Source organism: Pseudomonas sp. GW821-FHT09E12 (genome assembly GCF_059416085.1).
The window spans coordinates 1,056,414-1,072,774 of record NZ_JBWKOM010000001.1 but is presented as its reverse complement, the minus strand read 5'-3'; the positions used below and the strand labels follow the sequence as shown (position 1 = coordinate 1,072,774).

Sequence of the window (16,361 nt, the reverse complement as noted above, 5' to 3'; positions counted from 1 at the left end):
GGGGCTTTTTCATGGGCGGGAACGGATCAGCCGGGTGGCAGGCTGGCGCGGATGTGGCCGACGCGTTGTTTCACGCCTTGCCACGGCGCCTGGCCTGCCAGGTCCTGGCGCAGGAAGCCCAGCAGGTCGGCGATCTGCTGGTCGTCGAGGCTGTAGCGAAAGGCCGGCATGTAGCCCAGCGCTGGGTTGGCCGGCTGGGCGATGCCTTCGAGGATCACGCGGATCGCGTTGTCGGGGCTGTCGGCGTAGAGGTTGCTGTTGAGGGCCAGGGAAGGGCGCACGCCGGTCAGGGTCGGGCCTTTTTCCTGGGCGTGGCAGGCCATGCAGGCCCCCGAGAACAGGCGTGCGCCGGGGGAGGCGAGGGGCTCGGTGCGCTGCTCGGCCTGGCGGTTCAGGGTGGCGGCGTCGGGCTGTTCGCCGCTGACCGGTTGCAGGCTGTGCAGGTAGTGGGCGATGGCTTGCAGGTCGGCGTCCGGCAAGTGCATCAGGCCATCGTGGGTCACCGGCGCCATGGGGCCGGCGGCGACGCCGTGGCGCGGGCTGTAGCCGTGGCGCAGGAAGTCCAGCAGGTCCTGCTCGGTCCAGGCCAGCGGCGCATTGCCGCCGGCCAGGGCATGGGCACTCCAGTCTTCGGCGATGCCGCCGCTGAGGTGGAGGGCACCGCCGCGTTCGCCGAACAGCGGGTCGCGGGGCGAGTGGCAGGCGCTGCAATGTCCCAGGCCCTCGCTCAGGTAGGCGCCACGGTTCCACTGGGCGCTGCGCCCGGGATCGTCGGCCATGGCGCCGGGCCTGAGGTAGAGCCAGTTCCAGGCGAGGATGCCCGGGCGGATATTGAAGGGGAAATGCAGGTCGGTCTGCGGTGGCTGGTGGCGGACCGGCGGCTGGCTCATCAGGTAGGCGTAGAGCGCCTTGAGGTCTTCGTCGCGGGTCTTGGTGAAGGCGGTGTAGGGGAACGCCGGGTACAGGTAACGCCCGTTGCGGTCGATGCCGTGGCGCATGGCGCGCTCGAAGGCCGGATAGGACCAGCTGCCGATCCCGGTCTCGGGATCGGGGGTGATATTGGTGCTGTACAGGGTGCCGAACGGGATGCGCATGGCCAGGCCACCCGCGTTGCGTGCTCCGCCCGGCGCGGTATGGCAGACCGCGCAATCGCCCACGGCCGCCAGCTGCTCGCCCCGGGCGACTTGCTCATGGCTGAAGTACTGGGTGTCGTGATTGTCCAGCGGCGCGATAGCCGGCTGCCAACTGAGAAAGGCGCCCGCGGTGGCGACCAGGCTCAAGGCGGTCAGGCTCCAGCCGGCGATGCTCTTGAATTTGCTCATGGGCGAGCCTCCTGGCCAGGGCGGTCAGTCTCGGGAGCTCGCTGCAAGGCTTGCAACACCCGCTCCGGGGTAAAGGGCACTTGTCGCAGGCGCACGCCGACCGCGTCGAAAATCGCGTTGGCGATGGCCGCCGCGCTGGGTACCGAGGCCGATTCGCCGGCGCCCATGGACGGTTCTTCCGGGCGGTCCAGCAGCTGCACATCGACCTCGGGCAATTCGTCGAAGCGCAGGATCGGATAGCCGCCCCATTCCAGGGAGGTGCTGCCGGAGCGGTCGAAGCTGACGTATTCCTTGAGCACCCGGCTGCACGACTGGACGATATTGCCGTGCACCTGGTGACGCACGCCGGCCGGGTTGACCATGCGCCCGCAGTCGTGGCTGACGAAGATCTTGTCCAGGCGAATCTGCCCGGTGCGCCGGTTGACGCTCAGGTCGCAGACCCACGCGGCCCAGGCGGCGCCGAAGCCGGGGAACTTGCTGTGGAAATACCGGGCATAGGCAAAACCCCGGCCCTTGGCCCATTCCTGCGAGGTCGGCGCCGGGTAGCGGTGGGCGCTGCCGTCCTGCCAGTCGGCCTGTTTTTTCAGCGCCTCGATCAGCGCCAGGGCGCGCGGGTCGTCCAGGTAGCGCAGGCGGAAGGCGATCGGGTCCTGCTGGGCGATGTAGGCCAGCTCGTCGATCCAGGATTCGTGGGCGAAGACATTGGGCAGCGCGGAGACCCCGCGCATCCACGAGGCGCGAACGATCGGCGCGGCGTCCTGGCAGACGATGCGCATCTGCGGGAAGCGGTATTGCGGGATCGCCGTGCGGTCGCCCATCTGCTGGATGTCGGGACGGTTGGCGACGGTGCCGGTGAGCAACAGCGCCAGGGTGCGGGCGTTGTTCGAGGGGTAGCAGGTTTTCAATTCGTAGGCGGCCACTTCGCGTTTGCCGTCCAGGCCACCGCGGACCTGCATCAGCTGCGCGGTGCCCTTGGGTTCCCAGCCGGCTTCCTGTTCGCGCATCAGTTGCACCCGCACCGGGCGCCCGACCGCCTGGGAGAGCAGGGCGGCGTCGGCGGCCACGTCGTCGGCGCAGTTGCGTCCGTAACAGCCCGAGGCCTCCATGCGGTTGATCTGCACCTGTTGCGGCGCGCGCCCCAGCAGCAGGGCGATGTCCTTGCGCAGGTCATGGGGGTTCTGGCTGCCGGTCCAGACCTCGGCGCGCTCGGCGTCGATCATCGCCACCGCGCAGGACGGGCCGATGGAGGCATGCAGGTGGTAGGGCCAGACATAGTCGACATCGAGCGGGCTGTTGAGCGTGCCCAGGCTGCTGTCGATACCGGGATCGTCACGCAGCACGCGGTCCTGCTTGGGGTGGGCCTGGAGCGTTTCACGCAGGATGTCCGGCCGCAGGTCGGGCAGCGCGTCCCAGGGTTTCCACTGGACCTTGAGCTGGCGCATGGCGTCGATGGCCTGCTCCTCGCGCTCGGTGACGATGCCGACAAAGTCACCGATCACCACCAGTCTGACGATGCCCGGCAAGTGCGCGATGGACGCTGCGTCCACCGCGATCAGTGCGTGGCCCAAGGGCGCGCTGGCGTCGGCGCCGGGGTAGGGCGGGCGTACCACGCGGCCGTGGAGCATGCCGTCCAGGCGCAGGTCGTGGACATAGGTCAGTTGGCCGGTGACCTTGGCCGGGATGTCCACGCGCGGGGTGGACTGGCCGACATAGCGACCGGCGCCGACCGCCTTGAGTTTGACGCGCGGGTCCAGGGGCAGGTGCAGGTCCTGCCCGCGGGCCAGTTCGGCGTAGCTCAGGCGCCGTTTGGGGCGAGCGCTGGCGTAGATCTGTCCGCGCTCGACCCGCAACCCGGCAATCGGCTGGTCGAGGATTTCCGCTGCGCCTTCCAGCAGCCACTGGCGCAACTGGGCGGCGGCCTGGCGCAGGGGCAGGGCGCTGACCTGCAGGGTCGCGCTGGCGATGGTCGGGCCCTGGTCCGGGGTGCTGGCGGTGTCGCCGAGGATCATCCGCACTTGCTCGAAGTCGACATCCAGTTCGTCGGCGACGATCTGTGCCAGCGCGGTGCGTACCCCGGTGCCGAGATCGACATGACCGCAGAACGCGGTGACGTGGCCGTCGGCGTCCAGGGCGATAAAGCTGTCGACATGGTCCGGCGTCGGGTCCGCTGGCAATGCGCTCGAGTTAAGAATCTCGGCCGTGGCCAGCAGGGGTTTGGGCAGCAGGGTGCTGATCATGATCAGGCCGCCGGCCTGGAGCAGGCGGCGACGGGTCAGCGGCAGCTGGTTCATGCCGACCTCCGTCCTGCCAGCAGCTGGCGCGCCCGGGTGGCGGCCCGCAGGATCTCGAAGTGCGCGCCGCAGCGGCAGAGGTTGTAGGCCAGTTCGTTTTTGATCCGCTGCTCGTCGGCCTCGGGTTCGCGCTCGAACAGCGCCACCAGGGTCATGATCATGCCGTTGCTGCAATAGCCGCATTGCACAGCCTGCTTATCGATAAAGGCCTGCTGCACCGGGTGCAGGCGCTCCTGTTCCGGCAGGCCTTCCAAGGTGGTGACCTGTTTGCCTTGCACACTGGACAACGGCAGGGTGCAAGAGCGGGCGGCAACACCCTCCACCAGCACCGTACAGGCACCGCATTGCCCCAGGCCGCAGCCGTACTTGGGGCCATTGAGGCCGAAGTCGTTGCGCAGGGCGTACAGCAGCGGCGTGCCGGGAGGCAGATGGTCCAGTGAACGCGGGTGGCCGTTGAGGATAAAGGTCATGGCGGCTTGGGTCCTGTGGCTGAGTGACGTGGCGCTGTTCTCGTCCAGACGCGAAGCGCGACAGCGCCTGGAAGCGGCAACGTGCTCCGGTAAGGGGCTGGACCGCGGGGAGGGCGGTCAGGTTCTGGGCAGGTTTGCGGAGGCGAAGCGTGCGGGTTTTGCGGCGGGGGGATAAATCAGACATTTCTTATTTTTTGGTAGGGCTAACGGCAAGGGATAAGTCTGTTTTGTCTGATGTGTTGAGGAAGGTTGGGACAGGTTGCAGAGCATCAGGTGAATGAGCGGAGGTCGCTTCAGTAACCTAATGGGTACGTGCGTGTATTTCCGGGGCGGGGCTACTCTGCCTTTATCTTGTTAATCGAGTGTTTGCTCAGTTTTAGCGCGGAATCCACTATGAGCGACGATCGCATTGACTCATGGTTTCGCCTTGAATGCCGGGTAGCCAGACAACCAGTCTGTCCCCGTACCAGATGCGCACCCAGTTCGCCGGCCAGGAGAACTCCGCACCAGAGTTTAGCCGTGTAGATCAACGGACTTTCCAGGTCCTTCCGCGCCTCAGGGGATAAGTTGTTATAGCCCTCCATCTTGACCAGCGAATCATGAACTCTTCCCGTGATTTTTCAGGGAGTCTTGCAATGTCAAAAGTAAAGTCTCTGGGGGTGAGTTTATAGCGGGGCGGGATCAATCTATCTATATCCTTGTGCTTGGCGCTTCTTGTGCTCTATCAACGAAGTAGGCTGCAGGGCTTTTACTCGACTCACTATTTCCTCCTTTTCTTAGCTCATGTGCACTTGGTCAAGCTGCGAACCCAGAGATCTCTAATCTCTGCTGGTCACGACTGTTAGTTGAAGTCGAGCGGCGCAAATATATCAAGCATTTCAGGTGTCAGGCACAAGGCGTAACCCCTGTGGGATTCCTCCTACCACATCTCAAGAGTCCCTCCTACAGACCAATGTTCTGCACTCGAAATAGTCTGATGCCTACAGAGAAGTTGTATGGAGACGCCTCTGTAAAAATGAATCATGAGCGTTTCTTGTTCGGCTGATTGTCAGTTTCTATTGTCCTGAGAGGTAAGCATCGAAAACGGAGAGTGCCATGCAGAACAGTTCATAACCTAAGCAGGGGAGGCTGTTGTGCAGTTCATGATCACACTTTCAGTGCGTGTAGCATTGAAATTAATGCAGGTATCGACTGCGACTCAATACTTTGCACTCGACATTGGCAATGTGAAAATAATTTTTGATGAGTGAGGAATAAATATGACTGTTTGGGATAATGTAACCTCAATCGCAGATGTAGCTATCGACGCTAACAATGGGACATCAACATCCGGTACGGTGTTTACTAACGGAAACCATCAACTACCACTCTCCTTCAAAGTCCTTTTCAATCTTAAGGATGAGACCCAGCCAGGACCCAGTGATAAAGATGTTATAGATGCTCTCACTTGGATAAACTACGATGATGCCACTCCAGTGAACGGTCTGTCTATTGAGACGGGTAACTCTGGTGAGTACTGCCTCTACTACTACGACGGTGCTTCTCTCTCCAACAATAAAGATAACCTTGAAAGCGACTATGGCAACACCATAGCCTACCAGATAAAAGCCACATCTGGAGCTGCTGGCAGCAAGTATAAGCTCGCTATTAAGCTACAAGGGGACAGATCCAGTGGTGAGCCATTCATATATCAATCGAATTCCACGAGTGGTTCGCTATCTGCATTCTTCAATGTAAACCTTGTTCCAAATAAAACCTATGCAGCCCCGAACGACTCCGGCAGCAATTCACACAGGTTGAAATTTGATAACGTTACTTATTCATATAATTATTCAAATAATGGGAATCAAGACTATGCTTCACTTTCTTCCCGCTTGTATAGAGTGTATATAGACACCGTCGCTGACCACGGCTCATCATTTTATCTCTCTCATATTGATGACATTGAGAATTATCACACGGCAAAAGATAGCTACTTTGCTCCATGCCGTATGAGTGAGTTTAAAGACAAGACGATGTGGAACTATTTCAAGCAGCTTGTATTCTGGTCGATGGATCGGAAAAATACAGCCGACAATGCTGATATCAATAATAACAGTAGCATTCAAAACGACCAAGTCATCGCCAAGCTTTACATGTGGGACGATGGCGGTGGCTTGTATGAGGGAGGGACTATTACATCAAAGGGCGTCAATAGCTTGCAGCCTTACAGCTTTGTCATGGCGTGGGCGAATATCGAGTATGAGCATACATCGGACAATGTTTCAACTTTTGGGCAGGATACATATACAGTTCCATTTCTCGATAATTATGGAAATAAGTTGAGTGTCATCGTTGGTTTCAATGACGACAATACGCCAAAAATAAACTCCGTAGCTTAATCAACAAAGATAAAAGCACCCTGCCTCTCTAAAGGCAGGGTGCTTGACCTTAATGGGGCTCCGATCAGATGAACTCAAGCTATTACACTCAAACCCCTAATTTCATCAGCGCAACATCTAATGATGTCGACCCCCGTACCCGCCTTTTCGGCTTCCAGCAGTCGTTGGGCAAGGTCACCGGAAATAACGGTATGGGGCCTGAGTTAGACCTGATGATGACCTATTCACCAACCTCTTCCACTGACGATTTTCTACTCGGTATTGGGGTTGTGTTTTCGTTCACGACGTATGATAAAAACAGTTCGACACTAAGTCTGGATACTGGAGAAGTATTCAAGGTTCTTGAGAATACGGGAACCGCCGACACTTATTTTGAAATAAAACAACAAAAGATCAAGACCTTTGTTGCCCAGAAGCTGGATGCAAAAAACTACCGCGTCATCAGTCGGAACGGCAATGTTACGGACTTGCGGGATATTGGTGGAGGCAGTTGCCGGCCGGTAAAGATTTACTCACCTCTCGGAAATATCCTGACATTGGATTGGGGGTACGATAATTTTGGTCGATCCTATCTGGCTAGGATTACAGATAGCACTGACACATTATATTCTGCGGTCTACGATAATAAATACAAGTATCTCACCATCACGTTTTGGCCAGAAACCTCTGAGTCCTATTCTCTCGTATGCTATACCGGCAATGGGTACCTTACTCAAATCGCCAGCACTGCACTTCCTACCAATGCCAGTTGGCGTTATTTTTATAAGGAAGTAGGGGTCAGTGGCCTGTACACACTATTCAAGACTCAGACGCCGACAGGGCTGACAAAAGAAGCCATCTATAATAACGGGCTGACCGACTGCATTATGGCGTTTCCCGATGAAGCCAACTTACCGCCGCTTCCAGCTGTAACGTCGCTTACAGTCAACCCAGGCCAAGGGCAGAGTCCTATAGTGACAACCTATGCCCCCACCAAAGGATACTTCCCAAATTACCTGGGGTATGGCGGGAAACTAGGTGCCTCTTGGTCTCCCGATAGTGATAATTTATACGGGGTTTTGGATGCGGATTACCAATATCAGACTACTGTTACGCAGCTAGCCGTCGACGGCGGTAGCGACCTCGTTACTAAGTACACCTATGATAGTTATCATCTGCTGCTCTCCACCGAGGCGAACCAAGGTAGTACCCGCCATGTCACCGAGATGAGCTACTATGCGCAAGGGTATGCCAGTTTTGACGAACAGCCCGCGCAGTTTCAATATCCCTTTAAGCAAGTCGAAACTTGGACAGACACTTCATTGCCCGTTGGGGGGGATTCTCGCAGTGAAACCACTTTGTTTGAGTATGACGTCGATGGTAACTTGATCAAACAAACTAGTCCGGACCAGGCTGTGACAACTTGGGAGTACTATGCGGCTGCCGGGGAAATTAACAATGCAGACGAATCGACAGGATGTCCGGCTGACCCAAATGGTTTTGTTCGTTGGATAAAAGCTCAGACTACGTATCCGCCACTACTGTCTGGGTACTACGATGTTCCAACAAGAGCAGTTCGTTATCGTTATACGAGCGCTACCACAATCAATGATAGTCCACTAGGTTTTGCTGTGCTCCCTGCGCAAGAGACCTTCATGCAACTAGCCTCTGCCAGCACTCTTGAAAAGACATTGCATCGCCAATTGCTGTCATATCAGACTGATACGACTTCGCCGGACTATGGCAAGGTTAAAAAGGTATTGCTCAGCATGCCCAGCACCGCTGGTGATGACTATGTACAGACAATAGACATCGGCTATCTGCTGCAGAACGACACTCTGATCCAAAGCACTACGTTAACCACTCACGATAATCTGTGTCTGAGTAGCTCTCGCAGTAACTCGCGTTTTACCGATCAGCTACGGTCCCATACTGACGAATTGGGTAATAAAAAAGATTTTACCTACGACGACCTTGGTCGCCTGTCCTCTTGGACACATAATGCTGGTACAGACTATGAGGTGAACTATAAACAGACTTATTCCCTGAATGTCGGTAGCGATGGTATCGCTTCGGCGATTTACACCATCCATACTGATGAGAAAGGTAATGCCTGGGAGGAACATGTTGATGGCATGGGACGCCCGATCACACGCAAAAGCAATGATGTCGACAATGGTATTGTTGAGTGCCAGTTCACGATCTCGACTGTAAATTACGACGGCTGGGGGCGACCGTACGAACAAGTAGCGACGGATTACCTCGACACTTCAGATGCAAGCAGAACTGTCGCTATTAGTGCCAGCGCGCTATTCGACGACTGGGGGCAACAGTATTTGGCGCAGTACACATCGGGACAGAGTGCATGTCAGCTATTTGATCCAGTTAACCACCAGTCAGTAACGAACTTGCAGGTTATTTCTGGAAATCTGACGTTAGGCTCACAACGTACTGATTTTAACGTGCAGGGACTCCCGATCGCCGTAAGCAACTTGGATAGCACTCAGGCTCAGTACTCCCAGTCCTTCAGCGAGTTCGATGGTCTGCAACGGTTACGTAAACAAACAGATGAACTAGGGAATATCACCCTGTATTCATACGATGAATTTGACAGGCTGATGACCCAGACCCTGCCAGACCAGTCGACGGTGACTCGAACCTACGCGCCATTTTCAACCAGCGAGTTGCCGATAACGATCACGGTGACCGATCCGTTGACTCAAAAAACGGTGACGATGGGACAACAAACATTTGACGGGCTGGGACGCCTGACAGGGAGTTCCTGTGGTGGACGAACTCTGGCCAGTGTCTACAGTGGGGTCAATCAAGTCCCGACCACAACCACCGATGCAGCAGGACAAACACTGACCTACAGCTATATTCCCCAGCTCGGCAACGCCCTCAGCACGGTGGCAGGTGGGGCGCTGGCACAAAGTTTCAGCTATGAAAAAGCAACCGGGCGACTCTTGTCTGCCAGCGAGAGTGGAAGTCAGAGCGAATCGCGGACGTGGTCTGCCTCCGGACAGCTCAACGATCAGCAGTTCACACCAATCAGTGGCCTCGCCCGCGAGGTGGGATATGCCTGGTCACTGCAGGGGCTACCGCTGAGTTACTGTGACATCAGGGGTAACACACAGACTATTACCTATGATGCATACGGCCGCCCTCAGACCCTGGTAGACCCCCAAGTCACTGTTGCGCTGACCTATGACGATGCCGGCCGCCTGAGCACCCAAATCGTCACAGCCAATAGCGCAGGGGACACCTTGAAAACTGTTCTGTCATGGGACGATTTCAGTCGGGAGGTCCAGCGCGATATTGTCCCATCGACAGGCGAAACCCTGACCATCAAGCAGGCTTATCGAAAGAACCATCAATTGGAGTGCCGAACGGTGTTACAGGGCAGCACTAGCACTTCCCTACGGCACGAGCTTTTCTCCTATGACAACCGCAACCGGCTGACTCAATACACATGCAGCGGCAGCGTGCCGCCGGTGGATGCCTACGGTAAACCCATCGCCGAGCAGAAATTCACCCTGGATGTTTATAGCAATATAAAAACATGCGTCACCACGTTGGCGGACGGCAGCATTGATACTGCCAGTTATGAGTTCACCAACGCCGACGATCCGACTCAGTTGACAGCAGTCACTCATACGCTGACAAGCCATTATCCGCTCAGGATTGACCTTAAATACGACGCCAACGGACGCATGACGGTGGATGAAACCGGACGGGTGCTGACCTATGACGTCGCAGGCCGGTTATCCAGCATCAGTGGCGAAGATGGCATGAGCCAATACGGGTATGACGGTTTTGATCAGTTGGTCATGCAGTCCCTCAATGGCAACGAAACGCGACAACTTTATTACCAGGGTAGCCATCTGGTGAATGAGGTGCACCTGGAGCAAAACCAACACAGTCGCTTTATCCCCGGGGCCACCGGACATGCTGCGGTCAGCGATGAGCCACTGCAATAAACCGTAATTGGCGTCTCCGAGAGCATTTCAGAAGACGGGACGCCTATATCACCGGAGTTTCGATATGAACTTGCAATTAACCGGTAGTGACAACCGTGGCAGCCTGGTGCTGTCCTCGAGTGGCGGTGTCATCTCAACCTTTGCGTATTCACCATTCGGGGCCACGGCCCCACGGACCGGCTCGGCAGCGTCCTTGCCGGGTTTTAACGGGGAGCGCGCAGATCCGTTCTCCGGGGTGACGCACCTGGGGAACGGCTACCGGGCGTACAGCCCGGCATTACGGCGTTTTACCTGCCCAGACAGTGAAAGTCCGTTCGGCATCGGAGGGGTTAATCCCTACGTCTACTGTGACAGCGACCCTATTAACCTGAGTGACCCCAGCGGGCATGGCCCGATTACCTGGCTACTAAGGAAGGCGACGACATTGGCCATTCGATGGGGGATGAAAGCCGCCATGGCTGACAGCCTTACCGCAGCGGCTGCCGTGACTGCAAATGTTGAAAGTGGATTCGCCATCGCCGCAGGAGCCGCCTCAGCGGCAACAGGAATAGCCTCTGAAGCAACAAAACAAAGTAATCCGGAAGTGTCCCAGAAACTGAAGTGGGCATCGTTGGGGCTGGGTGTGGGTTCGGCAGTGTTCGGGATGGGGGCAGGGGCGGCCAAAGTACAGAAAGGTCTACGCGGGCTCTCTGGGCGGTTGGGGCGAATCAAGGAGCAGGGGCTTAGTGGCCGAGGGGCCACAGCTGCCGGAAGGGAGATGGCAGCTGAACGCAATTCACCATTACGCTTACGGGGTGGTGGTAATGATGAGACAGTTCTCTATCGTGGCGACTCTCGCTCACCAGGTGCAATAAGAAGTGCAGGGGGATTCACTCCCAAAAGCGGTAAAAGTGCTTCAGGTGTTCGGCAAGAATATTATGACAAATTAAGATCGTCGCCTGACGGTGTTGCTCGAGACCATGTCGCTTTCAAAAATCCAGATTTCGTTTCAACGGCTGTTGACGAGCAATGCGGCGGTTATTCCAGTGGCTATATATATAAAATTAAAATACCTAATTTCAATGTTCATAAGTTTGGCCCCGATATCTTAGGCGCTGGAGCCAACCCATTGAGGTCAGGCAGATTATTTCCGCACTTGATGATGAGTGGAGAAACGTACTCTGGGTCAGAACTTGTGGCTATACAGCAACCTCTTCAGTCCGACTCGCCTGAGGTTTCCTTTCTAACCTCTATACCCAATAGGTACATAACCAACTGGCGTAAAGGCAATGGTAATGAATGGAATGTCTTTTAACCCCCGAAGCCCTTTCAAGACGTAGGGAACTTCCGCAGGAGGTTTAATATGAACTTGCAATTAACCGGTAGTGACAACCGTGGCAGCCTGGTGCTGTCCTCGAGTGGCGGTGTCATCTCAACCTTTGCGTATTCACCATTCGGGGCCACGGCCCCACGGACCGGCTCGGCAGCGTCCTTGCCGGGTTTTAACGGGGAGCGCGCAGATCCGTTCTCCGGGGTGACGCACCTGGGGAACGGCTACCGGGCGTACAGCCCGGCATTACGGCGTTTTACCTGCCCAGACAGCGAAAGTCCGTTTGGCATCGGAGGGGTTAATCCCTACGTCTACTGTGACAGCGACCCTATTAACCTGAGTGACCCCAGCGGGCATGGCCCGATTACCTGGCTACTAAGGAAGGCGACGACATTGGCCATTCGATGGGGGATGAAAGCCGCCATGGCTGACAGCCTTACCGCAGCGGCTGCCGTGACTGCAAATGTTGAAAGTGGATTCGCCATCGCCGCAGGAGCCGCCTCAGCGGCAACAGGAATAGCCTCTGAAGCAACAAAACAGAGTAATCCGGAAGTGTCCCAGAAACTGAAGTGGGCATCGTTGGGGCTGGGTGTGGGTTCGGCAGTGTTCGGGGTGGGGGCAGGGGCGGCCAAAGTACAGAAAGGTCTACGCGGGCTCTCTGGGCGGTTGGGGCGAATCAAGGAGCAGGGGCTTAGTGGCCGAGGGGCCACAGCTGCCGGAAGGGAGATGGCAGTTGAACGCAATTCACCATTACGCTTACGGGGTGGTGGTAATGATGAGTATCCAACTAGGTTGCCATTGGATAATAAAAGATATCCACCGTCCGAAGAAGTTGAGTTCATAAGGGGCAGGTTTAATGCCGAGCCTGGAAGAAATATCGCTTTTATGGACTACGACGTTGAGGGGCAGCTAGGTACTTTTTCCAGTGTAAGTGGTCAGGTCAAGAGGTTGGGGACAGTCAGCCCACCGGTAAGACGCAGGTTCAGAACCTTTGCCGTTGGACATTCTCGGGATTACGACACCGAGGTGAAGCTGCTTGAAAAATTCCAAAGAGTATTTCCGGATACTAATGCAAGAGGAGCAATCTACTTACACTCTCAGCTTCCCATGTGCAAATCATGTCTTTCTGTATTGAGTCAATTCAGTAGGCAGTACGAAAAAGTAGCCGTTTACGTTGGGGAGGGAACTAAACCTGCAACTAGGTTTCGGCCATCTTAGCGGGTGTCCATAATCATCAAGTTCTCATGAGCTCTTCAATTTTTCTTGGGCTTCTTGGGGTCTTTACAGGCCCTGAGGAGCAAGAAACAAGAGCACCGACTTTGTTGAAGGTGCTCTTTCTGAGTCCTGGGAGAACGAGATTTTGGCTGAAGATTATCGGTCAGCTAGTTTTTATCTGTGAAGACCTGGTGTTTTTCAGGTGCTGGTTGCTCTCTGGAAAAACACGAGCGAATGCCTTATTTGCAATGATTGAAGAGGCATCCACTATATTTGCCCACGGTCAGTCATATCCAATGCCCCACAGATCATCCCTATCAGGTCTCCGTTATGATCATGAATGGGTGTAGTCCAGTACTGGACAATCATGCGTCGTCCACCAATATGCAGCACTAGATTGTCGTTGTTAGTCTTGATCTGACGAATCATAAGAAAGTATTGGGTTTTGAAATTTTCTATTTCATCAAATGGTGGCCAACCTAGATCAGCGATCTGCTTGCCATATATTTCGGCTTCGCTCTTGTCGATAAAGTCACAGAACGCTTGGTTGCAAAATATTAAACGTCCTTCCGTGTCGCATGCATGTATCTGCAAGAGCATGGAGCTGACGATGGAGTGGGATATGTAAAGCTCATTCTCGGCTTTCAATGTTTCATGCAGGGCGGGGCGAATCTTGCGTGTGTTGTTTTCTCCGTGAGCAAAGCTGTTTCGATTGTAAACTTCGATAACTTCAATCAATGAGGTTACGTTAAGCTTCTGCATCAGCCGAGTCTTGTACGTGCTGACGGTTTTAAAACTGATGGACAACAGGTTGGCTACACCTTGATTCGTCAGTCCTTGTGCCAAATATTGCAATACTGTCAACTCGCGTTCAGATAACTGGTGCAAAGCCTCATTCTCCGAGGGCTTGGTTGCGAGCAATCCCTCGGCACCGACAGGAAAATAACTGCGCCCAGAGAGGGCAGCCTTCACACCCCTGTCCAGTTCTTCCAAATCATCGTCTTTACTCACAAAGCCGACAGCTCCTGCTTGTAGGCAGCGCCCTGCAAAATATTCCGCATTCTGAGAACTGAAAATCAATATCTTGAGACTGTTATGGTGTATTCGCATTCTGCGAATCAAGTCCAATCCGCCAATTTTTCGAGTATTGAGCTCCAGGATTACCAGGTCAGGGTGCAACTCTCGATGTACTGTAAGAGCCTCTAGCCCGGTTCCTGATTCAGCGACAATTTCGTGTCCCAGACTTTCAAGTCTTGTGCGAACGGCATATCTGATAACTGGATGTGAATCGATAATCATGATTCGGCACATCTATCCACCCCTTTATTGATCTTTGCGCTTCTGCATACAGCTAGGGATTAAGCAATTGACCTGTAGGTTAATTGTGTTGCGGTTGTTGTCTGGAATAGCAGGTCTGGCATTGTACTCAATATTTTTAGTGCACTCTACAAAGTTGGGGTGGGATTACTCCTACAGACTTGTTCTGAGTGCTTGTGGATACTAATGTCTATTTCAGGTTTTTATGGGGGGCAATCTTTATTGCTCCGCCCAAAGAACAGTGCTTGATTCCGTGAGCTCGTTCCGGGTTTACCCACCGTGCCTGCTCCAGCACTTTTCACTGATATTAAACATTCAGGTATCGGCCTGGCGCATAAAGGTTCTCGGCAGCACTGGCAGCTATAACTCCGACGTAATGGGGTACGGGCTTTTGTTGATTATCTGCTGAGCGTATTCTGCTGGCCGGGTGTAGTCAGGTCGCGCTCCGTCACCGGCTATCCTTCCATCCGAACCAATTGCCGCCTTTAATAAGAAGCATTACTATTCACGCCTCCCCACCCTCAGCACACCGCAATGACCCCCAAGCTGCCTCGCCGACCAGGCTTTTTCGAGCACTACGAAGAGTTGATCGGGACCTGGACGCGTCGGCTGAAGAACCGTTCGCGGGCCGAGGACCTGGCCCACGACACCTTTGTCCGGGTGCTGGAGTCGGATGCGGCGGCGGTGCAGCAGCCGCGGGCGTATCTGCACCAGACGGCGCGCAATATTGCGGTGGATGCTTACCGTCGCGAGGACCGGCGCGGCGCCATGGAGGCGGAGGCGGTGTATCCAGTTGCGTCGCCTAGCGGCGACCCGGAGCATTTCATGCATGCGATCCAGCTGGCCGACTCCATCGAACGGGCCCTTGGCGAGTTGCCGTTGAACTGCCGCAAGGTGTTCGTCTGGCAAAAGCTCGAAGGGCTGACCCAGGCCGAGATTGCCGAGCGCCTGGGGCTGTCAAAAAACATGGTGGAAAAGTATATGATCCGCACCCTGCGGCATCTGCGCGAGCGCGTGGACGGGCCGCGCTGATGAATGCCATGACTTTTTCACCCCCAGCCCAACAGGATGTTCCATGACGCAGACTCGTGAGTGCGCGTGCGGGCAGGCGACGGTTCGCGATGAGGCGGCGCTGTGGTTTGTGCGCCTGCAAGAACCGGCGATCGATGCCGAGGAGCGGCAGCGTTTCGACGCCTGGTTGGCGCAGCACGACGCGCATCGGGACGAATTCCAACTGCTGCAATCGCTGTGGGCGGCCACCGACCTGGTGCCCAAAGAGCGTTTGCAGGCGCTGTGCGCAACCCCCGTCGCTTCCCTCAAGCGCCGCCCGCTGCTGCGTTACGCGGTGGCCGCCAGTGTGCTGGCGGTGGCGCTGGGCCTGGGGCTGTTCAGCGGCCTGGGCCGCTCCGGTGTCTACAGCGCCGAGTTCGCCACGGCCTTGGGCGAGCGCCGGCATGTGGCCTTGCCCGACGGTTCCCTGGTCGACCTCAACAGCCGCAGCCGCTTGCTGGTGCGCTTTGAAAGAGGCCAGCGCAGCGTCGAGCTGAGCGAGGGAGAGGCGATGTTCAGCGTCGAGCACGACAGCAGTCGGCCCTTTGTGGTGGCGGCAGGCCCGGGCAAGGTCACGGTCACCGGCACGCGTTTCGACGTGCGCCGCGATGCCACGCAGACCCGGGTGGCGGTGGAGCAGGGCACGGTGAAGGTCCAGGGCCGCGAGGCTGCCGACGGCGAGTTCGTCAGCCTGACCGCGGGCCTGGGCACCGCGGTCGATGCTCGGGGGCGGGTGGCCGCGGCTTATGCGGTCGACTCGCAAGCGTTGACGGCATGGCGCAGCGGCAAGCTGGTGTTCAACAACGCCAGCCTCAGCGACGTGGCCGCCGAAGTGTCGCGTTATCGCCAGCAGCCGCTGCGAGTCGGCAACGAGGCAGTGGGCCGGTTGCGCCTGACCAGCGTGTTCAAGGCCGACGACACCGACGCGCTGCTCAAGGCCTTGCCGAGCATCCTGCCGGTGGCGGTGAAGACCCATGCTGACGGCAGCCAGGAAATAATTGCGCGATAGATTCAGGTTTTTTTCGAGCTCTTCGTCTTCTTGTCCAA

At 56.2% G+C, this 16,361-nt stretch carries 10 protein-coding genes and 2 pseudogenes; 8 read left to right on the top strand and 4 right to left on the bottom strand.

All coding sequences use genetic code 11. The features are described from left to right. Positions 1-26: 26 nt before the first annotated feature. Genes AC07PQ_RS04830 through AC07PQ_RS04820 form a run of 3 tightly spaced genes read right to left on the bottom strand, consistent with a single transcriptional unit; the run spans position 27 to position 4,083 of the window. The gene (locus AC07PQ_RS04830) at positions 27-1,322 is read right to left on the bottom strand and encodes a cytochrome c (RefSeq protein ID WP_493184338.1); all 1,296 of its coding nucleotides are present in this window, start codon (positions 1,320-1,322) and stop codon (positions 27-29) included. Then, a complete protein-coding gene (locus AC07PQ_RS04825; protein WP_493184339.1) occupies positions 1,319-3,613 on the bottom strand; it encodes a xanthine dehydrogenase family protein molybdopterin-binding subunit in 2,295 nt (764 codons plus the stop codon). The genes AC07PQ_RS04830 and AC07PQ_RS04825 overlap by 4 nt, the downstream gene beginning before the upstream one ends. Beyond that, positions 3,610-4,083, bottom strand: a complete 474-nt coding sequence (locus AC07PQ_RS04820) for a (2Fe-2S)-binding protein (protein ID WP_493184340.1) — start codon at positions 4,081-4,083, stop codon at positions 3,610-3,612. The genes AC07PQ_RS04825 and AC07PQ_RS04820 overlap by 4 nt, the downstream gene beginning before the upstream one ends. A gap of 1,259 nt (positions 4,084-5,342) precedes the next feature. On the opposite strand from AC07PQ_RS04820, the gene AC07PQ_RS04815 reads away from it, so the two are divergent. The 6 genes and pseudogenes from AC07PQ_RS04815 (at position 5,343) to AC07PQ_RS04790 (ending at position 12,950) form a co-directional block, all read left to right on the top strand. After that, on the top strand, positions 5,343-6,464 hold the full coding sequence (locus tag AC07PQ_RS04815) for a hypothetical protein (protein WP_493184341.1): 1,122 nt from the start codon (positions 5,343-5,345) through the stop codon (positions 6,462-6,464). Positions 6,465-6,532: 68 nt separating this feature from the next. Continuing rightward, on the top strand, positions 6,533-10,423 hold the full coding sequence (locus AC07PQ_RS04810) for an RHS repeat domain-containing protein (protein ID WP_493184342.1): 3,891 nt from the start codon (positions 6,533-6,535) through the stop codon (positions 10,421-10,423). Positions 10,424-10,487: 64 nt separating this feature from the next. Further along, positions 10,488-10,799: pseudogene (locus AC07PQ_RS04805) on the top strand (RHS repeat-associated core domain-containing protein); the annotation flags it as partial. Positions 10,800-10,877: 78 nt separating this feature from the next. Further along, positions 10,878-11,717 (top strand): enterotoxin A family protein, encoded by an 840-nt coding sequence (locus tag AC07PQ_RS04800; RefSeq protein WP_493184848.1) that lies wholly within the window; start codon positions 10,878-10,880, stop codon positions 11,715-11,717. A 48-nt stretch (positions 11,718-11,765) separates the two neighbouring features. Next, positions 11,766-12,029, top strand: a pseudogene (locus AC07PQ_RS04795) (RHS repeat-associated core domain-containing protein); the annotation flags it as partial. 126 nt (positions 12,030-12,155) lie between these two features. Continuing rightward, positions 12,156-12,950 carry a deaminase domain-containing protein gene (locus AC07PQ_RS04790; RefSeq protein ID WP_493184849.1) on the top strand — a complete coding sequence of 265 codons (795 nt, stop codon included), beginning with the start codon at positions 12,156-12,158 and terminating at the stop codon, positions 12,948-12,950. A 264-nt stretch (positions 12,951-13,214) separates the two neighbouring features. On the opposite strand, the gene AC07PQ_RS04785 is transcribed toward AC07PQ_RS04790, so the two are convergent. After that, positions 13,215-14,246: a response regulator gene (locus tag AC07PQ_RS04785; RefSeq protein ID WP_162136167.1), complete on the bottom strand. Its 1,032-nt coding sequence runs from the start codon at positions 14,244-14,246 to the stop codon at positions 13,215-13,217. Between the two features lie 552 nt (positions 14,247-14,798). Between AC07PQ_RS04785 and AC07PQ_RS04780 the strand changes: the two genes are divergently transcribed. Both AC07PQ_RS04780 and AC07PQ_RS04775 read left to right on the top strand, forming a co-directional pair. Continuing rightward, complete coding sequence (locus AC07PQ_RS04780) at positions 14,799-15,296, top strand: sigma-70 family RNA polymerase sigma factor (protein WP_493184343.1); 498 nt, start codon at positions 14,799-14,801, stop codon at positions 15,294-15,296. A 43-nt stretch (positions 15,297-15,339) separates the two neighbouring features. Then, the gene (locus AC07PQ_RS04775) at positions 15,340-16,323 is read left to right on the top strand and encodes a FecR family protein (protein ID WP_493184344.1); all 984 of its coding nucleotides are present in this window, start codon (positions 15,340-15,342) and stop codon (positions 16,321-16,323) included. Positions 16,324-16,361: the final 38 nt, after the last annotated feature.